A 7,307-nucleotide genomic window follows, 5' to 3' on the forward strand; every position below is an offset into this window, starting at 1 on the left:
CCCGCAGGTCGCTCTACCGCGCTGATCCCTGGAGAACCGACGGGTCCGTGAACGCGGGATCGCGCGGTGCCGCCGGACGGAAGTCGTCGGAGTCCTGCTCCTCCTCCCCCGCCAACCGCTCGATCAGCTCGAAGAACCGGCTCTCGACCGGCCGCAGCCCCGCCACCACGTCGGTCAGGTCCCGTGTGGCGACGAACCGCGCCCCGTCCTTGCGCACGGACAGCACCGAGAGCCAGCCGGTGGCGTCGGCGGGCCAGAGGTTGGCGCCGGTCTCGGCCCAGAACAACACCGTGTCCTCCTCAGGCTCGGACTTGAACTCCCCTGCCGCGGCAAGCATCAGCAGGGCCGTGTGGACGCTCCACCGCACGTATCCCAGGTGGAACAGGTACGCCTCCAGCGCCCCGTCGCGGTACAGCAGGACGCCGCAGTCACCGCCTGCGGAGGCCTCGACCCTGTCCGCGAAGAACTCCCGCGGTGTCATGCCGCCGACGGACTCCCACCCGGTGTCCGCCCGACGGCCGGTCCACAGCCACCCGTCGAACATCTCGGCGGGGTTCTCGATCACCCCCACGTCCGCCACCGGCGTGCCCAGCCACGCTTCGAACCCCTCCCGTGACATCGGAATCCGAGCAGCCACCAGGAAACTGTCCGACACGATCCTCCCCCTTCTCGACGCTCCACCACACCGAACCGGACTACAGCCGCCACCACCAAGCTTCGAGATCATCGCCGGACTCCGCCGGACAGGCGTAGGGCGACTCCCGTGCGATGGACAGCGCATCGGTTCGGCGCACGACAGCACGCAGCTCCCGCACCGCCGGCATCGATGCCAGCTCGTCGACGTCGAGGATCATGCCGCCGACGAGCGCCTCGCAGCCGAACGCGTACCACAGCCCGACCAGCTCGCGGTCCTGCTTCTCCTCGGCGGCCACGGCGATCTCCCCGACCACCTCCACGAGCGGGGTGCGGCGCAACGGCACGGTGTCGGGGCCGCGGAGCTCACCGGCCGCCACCATGCGGCGCCACAGGTCGGTGCCGGCGTCGCAGTACAGCCACGGCGGGTCGACGTACCCGTCCTCCAGCCAGGACCCGTACCCGGCGAAGTCCGGCGCGTCCTCGTCGAACTCACGTAAGGGAGTCAGCGCGGCGAAGTACGCCGGGTGCGACGCGTGGTCGGGATGGCGTTCCACGGGAAAGCGGTACGTGTGGCCACGGCGCAGCAGGGCGTCCAGCACCCGGAACCGCGTGAACGAGCAGTCGAAGCCGCTCTCGAACGCGTACAGCGCCGCGAACCAGTCGCGGACGCGCGGGTCACCCGGCTCGGTGTGTCCATCCAGGACCACGACCGAGTCCGCCACCAGGTCCTCGATGAGATGCTCGGACATCCGGGTTCCCCTTGCTCGCGCAACGCCTCGTCCACCTCACCGTAGAGGGCACCACCGACAGAAAACGGCACCGGGAGCTACCGTGGCCGCCATGACGATCGACTCGCTGCACGACGCCGGCCTGCGTGCCTTCGCCAGTGACAACTACGCCGGGGTGCACCCGGAGGTGCTCGCCGCGATCGGCGCGGCCAACGGCGGGCACCAGGTGTCCTACGGCGACGACGTCTACACCGAGCGGCTGCGGGAGGTCGTGCGCGAGCGGTTCGGTGAGCGCGCGGAGGTGTTCCCGGTCTTCAACGGCACCGGTGCGAACGTCATGGCGCTCACCAGCGTGCTGCCGCGCTGGGGTGCCGTGGTCGCGGCCGCCACCGCGCACATCAACGTCGACGAGGGCGGTGCGCCGGAGCGGATGGCGGGGCTCAAGGTGCTGACCGTGCCCACCCCGGACGGCAAGCTGACGCCGGAGCTGGTCGCGACGCAGGCGTTCGGGTGGGGCAACGAGCACCGCGCGCAGCCGTTGGCCGTGAGCGTCTCGCAGACCACCGAGATGGGCACGCTCTACACGCCCGGCGAGCTGCGCGCGCTCTGCGACTTCGCCCACGAGCGCGGCATGGCGGTGCACGTCGACGGCGCCCGGCTGTGGAACGCGGCGGCGGCGCTCGGGGTGCCGTTCCGCGAGTTCACCACCGACGCGGGCGTGGACGTCGTCAGCCTCGGTGGCACGAAGGCCGGTCTGCTGGGCGTGGAGGCCGTGGTGGTGCTCGACCCCGATCGTGCGACCGGTCTGCGCTACCTGCGCAAGCTCATGATGCAGCTGCCGAGCAAGATGCGGTTCGCGTCCGTGCAGCTGCTCGCCCTGTTCGACGACGACCTGGGCGTGCGGTCCGCCGCGCACGCGAACGCGATGGCGGCCCGGTTGCGCGCCGCGCTGGAGTCCGTGCCCGGTCTGGGGTTCACGCAGGAGACCGCGGCGAACGCGCTGTTCGTGACGTTGCCGATCGAGGTGGCGGACCGGATCCGCGAGCGGGTGCGGTTCTACGACTGGGACCGGGCGCGGGGCGAGGTGCGCTGGATGACCGCGTGGGACACCACCGAGTCCGATGTGGACCGGTTCGTCGCCGTGATCCGCGAGGAGCTCGGCGTGTGAGCACCGGGACGGGGGCCGGTCCCAACCACAACGTCAGGGAAGTCCCAAGTTTGCCTGGGTGAGCTGGACCACAACCGGCGGCGGGCTGACGATCCCAGCCATGAACGTCCTGCTGGCATTCGCTCTCGCCGCCGCGAGCGTCACGACGCCCGTGCACCTGCCTCCGACGGCGCCGTGCCCGGCGAACGTCCCCGCCGACACCTCCTGCTACGAGGGCCGGGACGCGAACGGCGCGTACTACACGATCGCCGTGCCGAAGCACTGGAACAAGACGCTGGTCGTGCACTCGCACGGCGGACCCGACCTCGGCGACCCCACGCCCGAGCGCACGCGTGACGACCTGAACCGCTGGGCCGTCATGGTGAAGGAGGGCTACGCCTGGGCGGGCACGTCCTACCGGCGTGGCGGATACGGCACGCGCATGGCCGCCGAGGACACCGACAACCTGCGCAAGCTGGCGGGCTCCATGCTGAAACCGCGCAAGGTGTACCTGCACGGGCAGTCGTGGGGCGGCAACGTCGCGGCCAAGACCATCGAGCTGTACCGGGATTACGACGCGGCGCTGCTCACGAGCGGCGTGCTCGCGGGCGGCTCGCGCGGCTACGACTACCGGGTCGACCTGCGCGTGGTCTACCAGTACTACTGCGGCAACCACCCGCGCCCGTCGGAAGCGCAGTACCCGCTGTGGATGGGGCTGCGCAAGGACTCCACGATGACCACGGCCGGGTTGCGCGGCCGGGTCGAGGAGTGCCTGGGCACCACGGGCAACCGCACCGCGGAACAGCAGCAGAAGCTGAACGACATTCTCGCCGTCACGAAGATCCCCGAGTCCACCTTGGCCTCGCACCTGAACTTCGCGACGTTCACGTTCCGCGACATCGTCCACAACCGGCTCGGCGGGCGGAACCCGTGGAGCAACGCGGGTGTGCGGTACCAGGGCTCGCACGACGACGCGGCGCTCAACGCCGGTGTCGAGCGGTTCTCCCCCGATCCGCGGGCACGCGCGGAGCTGGTCCACGACAGCGACCTCACCGGCAAGATCGACATCCCGGTGCTGTCGGTGCACGCGATCGGCGACCCGACGGCGTTCGTCGAGCACGAGTCGGCCTACCGGCAGCAGGTGCTCAAGGCCGGGCGGTGGTGGAACCTCGTGCAGACGTTCACCACGGAGTCCGAGCACAGCGCGCTGAGCGACTCCGGGTACGCCTCGGCGATCCAGTCGCTGGAGCGGTGGGAGAAGACCGGGCTGCGGCCGAGCCCGTCCAGCGTCGCCGCCAGGTGCCCGCGCAACGACGCGACGTACGGCACGGGCTGCTTCTTCGACCCGTCCTACCGGCCGAAGCCGTACGAGTCGCGGGTCGCACCGCGGGCTTGACCTCCACCTCGCTGGAGGTAAGACGATCTCCGCATGAGTGACACGACAGAGATCGAGCAGCTCGTCGCAACCGTGCAGCACGCACAGCAGAACGAGCTCGCGGAGGAGTTCATCGGGCTCTTCCGCGCGGACGCGATCTGGACGACCGCGCACGGCAAGCGGCTGACCGGCCGCGACGAGATCGCCTCCTTCACCCGCCAGGTGCTGCCCGGCGCGGCGAAGGAGGCGACCGCCACGTACGAGGTGGCGCACGTGCTGTTCATCCGGCCGGACGTGGCGGCGGTCAAGATCCGCCAGCGCCCGGTCCGGCCGGACGGCACGCCGATCACCGGCCAGAACGAGGGTTCGCCGCTCTACTTGTTGTCCAAAGAGGACGGCGAGTGGCGGATCGCGGCCGGGCAGAACACCATCGTGCTCTAACGGCCCTGCAGTCGCTTCACGTTGTCACCGAAGGTCCAGCCCTTGGAGCCGTCCCAGTTGACCGACCACGTCATCAGGCCCTTGAGCTGACCACCGAGGCCGTTCCACGCCTGCCCGACCAGCGACGGCGACATGTACCCGCCACCGGCGCCGGGCTGGGCGGGCAGGCCCGGCACCTGCTTGTCGTAGGGCACCCGGATCGTGGTGCCCTGCACGACGAGACCCTTGTTGAGGCACTGGGTCTGCGCCACGAAGCCCTGCACGGTGCCGGCGGAGTAGCTGTCACCGGCGCAGCCGTACATGGAACCGTTGTAGTACTGCATGTTCAGCCACCACAGGCGGCCGTTGTCGGCGTACTTCTTGATGATCGGCAGGTACGCGCCCCAGATCGAGCCGTAGACGACGCTGCCACCGGTGACGTAGGCGGTCTCCGGCGCCATCGTCAGGCCGAACCCGGCCGGCATCGCCGCGAGGACGCCGTCGATGATCCGGATCAGGTTCGCCTGGGACGGCGAGAGCTGGGTGATGCTGCCGCCGCCGACCAGGCCGGTCTCGATGTCGATGTCGATGCCGTCGAAGTTGTACTTCTTCAGGATCGGCACGACGGTCGCGACGAAGCGGTCGGCGACGGCCGTGGAGCTGAGGTCGATCCCGGCCGCGGCACCACCGATGGAGAGCAGGATCGTGGCGCCCGCGGCCTTCGCGGCGCACATCTCGGCCGGGGTCGCGACCTTCACGCCCGCGTCCATGCCGTCCTCCCACAGCACCGTGCCGTCGGAGCGGATCACCGGGAACGCCGCGTTGAGCACGTTGTGGCCGTGCTGGGCGATGCGGCTGTCGGTGATGGGGGTCCAGCCGAACGGCGGGTGCACGCCGTTCGAAGCGCCGTCCCAGTTCTCCCAGTAGCCCTGCAGCACTTTTCCGGCTGGGCGGGGCTTGAGGGCGCACGTGTCGGCCGCCTGGGCGGCGGTCGACGGGAGCAGGACGGCGGTCATGAGCAGAAGCAGGGCTGTCAACACCGAACGTGCGGACATTCGCTCACCTTTCGCGATCAGGCGGCGACCCGCTGTCATTCAAGCACGAAATGGTCCAGACCTCTAGTCGTGCTCGGCGCACAGGCACGCGACGCCGGGCGCGATCCACTCGCGGCCCTCCCACTCGGGGTGCCGCGCGACCAGCACCTCCCGCACCTCCTGCGCCACCAGCTCCGAACCGCGGCGGCGCCACGTCTCGTCGCGCAGCTCGGCCAGGTAGGACCGCACGTCCGCGAGCACCTCCGGGCCACCGATCCCGCCGTGCCCCGGCACCACGACCGACGGCCGCGTGCCGATCAGCCGGTCGAGCACGCCGATCCAGGCGAGGCCGGAGACGTCGGTGTCGTGCGGCGGGAACCACGGGAAGATCGCGAACTGCCCGGTCTCCGCGAGGTCGCCGGTGAACAGCACCCCGGCGTCGGGCACCTCCACCACCTGGTCGCCCAGCGTGTGACCGCGGCCGGTGGCCCGCAGGCGCACCACGCGCCCGCCCAGGTCCAGGTCGTACGAGTCGTGGACGACGTCCGGCACCGGCACCTCGACGCCTTCGAGGCGGCGGGCGACCACGTCGGCCAGCCCGCGGAACATCTCCAGGTAACCGGCGCCCTTGCGTTCGAGGTCGAGTGCCTGCGCGCGGTTCACCAGGTAGGTGGCCTCGCCGGCGAACACCTGCGCGCCGAACGCGTGCTCGGGGTGGAAGTGCGTGGTGGTCAGGTAGATCCGGCGGCCGCGCGCGACCTCTGACGCGAACGCGAGCACCTTCGTGGCGTTCTCGACGCCGAGGCCGGTGTCGACGACGAGCACGGCCTCCGTGCCGCCGATGACACCGATGTTCGGCACGAGCCCCACGCGCTCGTTGGGGACCACCAGCAGGTCGCGGGCGATCTCGACCGCGCCTTCCACCCGTACGACCGGGTCGTTGAGTTCCATGATCACCAGCACACCCGTCCGTGGACACGGTGTCCAAGACCGGCTCGGCACACCCGATACCGGGCCGGTATCGTCGCTGCTCGTGGAGCTGCGCACCCTGCGGTACTTCGTCGCCGTCGGCGAGGAGCTCCACTTCGGCCGCGCCGCCGCCCGGTTGCACATGAGCCAGCCGCCGCTCAGCCGCGCGATCAAGCTCCTGGAACACGACCTGGGCACCGTGCTGCTGCACCGCTCCCCCACCGGCGTCACGCTCACCGCCGCGGGCGCCCTGCTCCTCGCCGAGGCACGTGACCTGCTGGCCAGGGCGGACCGGCTGCGCGACCGCGTCACGGGCGCCGCCACGATCACGATCGGCGTGCTCGCCGACAGCTCCGACCGGGGCGCCACCCGGCTGGCCGCCGCGTTCCGGCGGCAGCACCCGGACGTCGAGGTGCTGGTGCGCGAGACCGACCTCACCGACCCGACCTGCGGCCTGCGGGCCGGGCTGGTCGACGTCGCGCTGACCAGGGCACCGTTCGACGAGACCGGCCTGCGGGTGCACGAGCTGCGCCACGACCCGGTCGGCGTGGTGCTGCGCACCGACGATCCCCTGGCACGGCAGGGGGAACTGCGGCTGGCCGACCTCGCCGGCCGCCGCTGGTTCCGGTTCCCCGACGGCACCGACCCGGCCTGGCAGCGCTACTGGCACGGCGGCGAACCACGCGAGGGCCCCACCGTGCGTGCCGTGCAGGAATGCCTGCAGGCCGTGCTGTGGAACGGAACCGTCGGCATGACCCCGCTGGGCCACACGCCTCCGGCGGAGCTCACCGTCGTGCCGCTCGCCGACATGGCACCCAGCCGCGTGGTCGTGGCGTGGCAGAGCGGCGACCCGAACCCGTTGATCAGCTCACTGGTTCGGATCGCCGCCGCGTCGTACTCCTAGGGCCTGTCCTCAAAGCCAGAGGGTGAGGGTGGCCAGGTCGATCATGGCTTGATAAGACAGGGCGGTCTTGTCGTAGCGGGTGGCGATCGCGCGG

At 70.8% G+C, this 7,307-nt stretch carries 8 protein-coding genes; 4 read left to right on the forward strand and 4 right to left on the reverse strand.

Annotation, left to right across the window (positions count from 1 at the left end; genetic code table 11):
- Window positions 1-13 precede the first annotated feature (13 nt).
- Window positions 14-637: a hypothetical protein gene (locus ADL03_RS22885; protein ID WP_157529104.1), complete on the reverse strand. Its 624-nt coding sequence runs from the start codon at window positions 635-637 to the stop codon at window positions 14-16.
- A 58-nt stretch (window positions 638-695) separates the two neighbouring features.
- A complete protein-coding gene (locus ADL03_RS22890; RefSeq protein WP_053735551.1) occupies window positions 696-1,385 on the reverse strand; it encodes a hypothetical protein in 690 nt (229 codons plus the stop codon).
- Window positions 1,386-1,476: 91 nt separating this feature from the next.
- Here ADL03_RS22890 and ADL03_RS22895 point away from each other — a divergent pair, with 91 nt between their 5' ends.
- The 3 genes from ADL03_RS22895 to ADL03_RS22905 all read left to right on the forward strand — a co-directional run bounded on the left by ADL03_RS22895 (window position 1,477) and on the right by ADL03_RS22905 (window position 4,327).
- Window positions 1,477-2,532 (forward strand): low specificity L-threonine aldolase, encoded by a 1,056-nt coding sequence (locus ADL03_RS22895; RefSeq protein WP_053735552.1) that lies wholly within the window; start codon window positions 1,477-1,479, stop codon window positions 2,530-2,532.
- A gap of 100 nt (window positions 2,533-2,632) precedes the next feature.
- On the forward strand, window positions 2,633-3,907 hold the full coding sequence (locus ADL03_RS22900) for an alpha/beta hydrolase (RefSeq protein WP_053735553.1): 1,275 nt from the start codon (window positions 2,633-2,635) through the stop codon (window positions 3,905-3,907).
- A 33-nt stretch (window positions 3,908-3,940) separates the two neighbouring features.
- Window positions 3,941-4,327, forward strand: a complete 387-nt coding sequence (locus tag ADL03_RS22905; protein ID WP_053735554.1) for an SgcJ/EcaC family oxidoreductase — start codon at window positions 3,941-3,943, stop codon at window positions 4,325-4,327.
- Here ADL03_RS22905 and ADL03_RS22910 read toward each other — a convergent pair.
- Both ADL03_RS22910 and ADL03_RS22915 read right to left on the reverse strand, forming a co-directional pair.
- Complete coding sequence (locus ADL03_RS22910) at window positions 4,324-5,361, reverse strand: chitinase (protein WP_053735555.1); 1,038 nt, start codon at window positions 5,359-5,361, stop codon at window positions 4,324-4,326. The two genes, ADL03_RS22905 and ADL03_RS22910, sit on opposite strands and share 4 nt — an antisense overlap.
- 63 nt (window positions 5,362-5,424) lie before the next feature.
- Window positions 5,425-6,291: an MBL fold metallo-hydrolase gene (locus tag ADL03_RS22915; protein WP_197288561.1), complete on the reverse strand. Its 867-nt coding sequence runs from the start codon at window positions 6,289-6,291 to the stop codon at window positions 5,425-5,427.
- 82 nt (window positions 6,292-6,373) lie between these two features.
- Here ADL03_RS22915 and ADL03_RS22920 point away from each other — a divergent pair, with 82 nt between their 5' ends.
- Complete coding sequence (locus ADL03_RS22920; RefSeq protein WP_157529106.1) at window positions 6,374-7,213, forward strand: LysR substrate-binding domain-containing protein; 840 nt, start codon at window positions 6,374-6,376, stop codon at window positions 7,211-7,213.
- Window positions 7,214-7,307 lie beyond the last annotated feature (94 nt).

This window comes from Nocardia sp. NRRL S-836, assembly GCF_001279525.1.
Taxonomy (GTDB): Bacteria; Actinomycetota; Actinomycetes; order Mycobacteriales; family Pseudonocardiaceae; genus Lentzea.

What these genes read in the sequence shown, in the direction of transcription:
- ADL03_RS22905 (WP_053735554.1), top strand. Translation starts at nt 3,941, where the DNA reads ATGAGTGACACGACAGAGATCGAGCAGCTCGTCGCAACCGTGCAGCAC.
- ADL03_RS22910 (WP_053735555.1), bottom strand. Translation starts at nt 5,361, where the DNA reads ATGTCCGCACGTTCGGTGTTGACAGCCCTGCTTCTGCTCATGACCGCC.
- ADL03_RS22915 (WP_197288561.1), bottom strand. Translation starts at nt 6,291, where the DNA reads ATGGAACTCAACGACCCGGTCGTACGGGTGGAAGGCGCGGTCGAGATC.
- ADL03_RS22895 (WP_053735552.1), top strand. Translation starts at nt 1,477, where the DNA reads ATGACGATCGACTCGCTGCACGACGCCGGCCTGCGTGCCTTCGCCAGT.
- ADL03_RS22900 (WP_053735553.1), top strand. Translation starts at nt 2,633, where the DNA reads ATGAACGTCCTGCTGGCATTCGCTCTCGCCGCCGCGAGCGTCACGACG.
- ADL03_RS22890 (WP_053735551.1), bottom strand. Translation starts at nt 1,385, where the DNA reads ATGTCCGAGCATCTCATCGAGGACCTGGTGGCGGACTCGGTCGTGGTC.